The organism is Pseudoalteromonas sp. Of7M-16, from assembly GCF_022347805.1.
Lineage (GTDB): Bacteria > Pseudomonadota > Gammaproteobacteria > Enterobacterales > Alteromonadaceae > Pseudoalteromonas > Pseudoalteromonas luteoviolacea_F.
In genome coordinates, this window is sequence record NZ_JAKRFY010000065.1 from 1 (window position 1) to 1,599 (window position 1,599).

Genomic DNA, 1,599 nt, shown 5'->3' on the forward strand with positions numbered 1-1,599 from the left:
AAGCTGAAGATGACCTAGGTGATGTTGATGACCTTTTAGCAGACATCGGTGAAGAAGCACCCAGCTTAGAGGCTGACCCTGAGTTTGCTGAGCCAGAAGCTGAAGATGACCTAGGTGATGTTGATGACCTTTTAGCAGACATTGATGAAGAGACACCCAGCTTAGAGGTTGACTCTGAGTTTGCTGAGCCAGAAGCTGAAGATGACCTTGGAGATGTTGACGACCTTTTAGCAGACATTGATGAAGAGACACCCAGCTTAGAGGCTGACCCTGAGTTTGCAGAGCCAGAAGCTGACGATGACCTTGGTGATGTTGACGACCTTTTAGCAGACATTGATGAAGAGACACCCAGCTTAGAGGCTGACCCTGAGTTTGCTGAGCCAGAAGTTGAAGATGACCTTGGTGATGTTGACGACCTTTTAGCAGACATGGGTGAAGAGACACCCAGCTTAGAGGCTGACACAGAGTTTGCAGAGCCAGAAGCTGAAGATGACCTTGGTGATGTTGATGACCTTTTAGCAGACATCGGTGAAGAAACACCCAGCTTAGAGGTTGACTCTGAGTTTGCAGAGCCAGAAGCTGACGATGACCTTGGTGATGTTGACGACCTTTTAGCAGACATGGGTGAAGAGACACCCAGCTTAGAGGCTGACACAGAGTTTGCAGAGCCAGAAGCTGAATTGGCAGAGCCAGAAGATGACCTTGGTGATGTTGAAGATCTTTTAGCAGACATGGGTGAAGAGACACCCAGCTTAGAGGCTGACACTGAATTGGCAGAGCCAGAAGGTGAAGATGACCTTAGTGATGTTGACGACCTTTTAGCAGACATTGGCGAAGAAACACCCAGTTTAGAGGCTGACACTGAGTTTGCAGAACCAGAAGGTGAAGATGACCTTAGTGATGTTGAAGACCTTTTAGCAGACATTGGCGAAGAAGCACCGGGTTTAGAAGCTGAAACTGGCCTTGAGCTGGATGAGTCAATTATCACCTCGAATGTTGAAGTAGGTCATTTGGATGGCATGCTAGGTGAAGATGAAAATATCCCTGAGGCGAAAGGCGCTCCACTTGCTGAACTAGAGCCAGAGCTAGAAGCAGAGCCAGAGCCAGAGCTAGAAGCAGAGCCAGAGCTAGAAGCAGAGCCAGAGCTAGAAGCAGAGCCAGAGCTAGAAGCAGAGCCAGAGTTAGAAGCTGAACCAGAGTTAGAAGCTGAACCAGAGTTAGAAGCTGAACCAGAGTTAAAGCTGAACCAGAGTTAGAAGCTGAACCAGAGTTAGAAGCAGAGCCAGAGCTCGAAGCAGAACCAGAGCTCGAAGCTGAGCCAGAACTCGAAGCAGAGCCAGAACTCGAAGCAGAGCCAGAGCTAGAAGCAGAGCCAGAGCTAGAAGCAGAGCCAGAACTCGAAGCAGAGCCAGAGCTCGAAGCAGAACCAGAACTCGAAGCCGAACCAGAACTCGAAGCCGAACCAGAACTCGAAGCCGAACCAGAACTCGAAGCAGAGCTAGAGCTCGAAGCTGAACCAGAACTCGAAGCAGAGCCAGAACTCGAAGCAGAGCCAGAACTCGAAGCAGAGCCAGAGCTAGAAGCAGAGCCAGAGCTAGA

At 49.8% G+C, this 1,599-nt stretch carries 1 pseudogene; it reads left to right on the forward strand.

Features of this window, described 5'->3' with window-relative positions:
• A pseudogene (locus MHN81_RS27985) lies at positions 1 to 1,256 on the forward strand (hypothetical protein); the annotation flags it as partial.
• Positions 1,257 to 1,599 lie beyond the last annotated feature (343 nt).